General features: G+C 53.1%; 1 pseudogene. It reads right to left on the reverse strand.

The features are described from left to right. Window positions 1-211: pseudogene (locus tag FDX22_RS12125) on the reverse strand (threonine ammonia-lyase, biosynthetic); the annotation flags it as partial.

Here is a 211-nt window from a genome sequence, read left to right on the forward strand (position 1 = left end):
ATATAGCGCACGTGCAGCTTCGCCATTTCGTCGTCGGACAAATCCACTACGCTGTAGCCGCCGTCACTAAGCAACTGGAGGATTTCTTTACGTTCTTCCAGGCCTCGACTCAGGCGTACGCCGACAAAAATGCAGGCATCTTTGGCATCGGCAAAACGGTAGTTAAACTCGGTCACCGAGCGCCCACCCAGCAGTTGGCAAAATTTCAGGA

Source organism: Citrobacter sp. TBCS-14 (assembly GCF_005280805.1).
GTDB lineage: Bacteria > Pseudomonadota > Gammaproteobacteria > Enterobacterales > Enterobacteriaceae > Citrobacter > Citrobacter gillenii.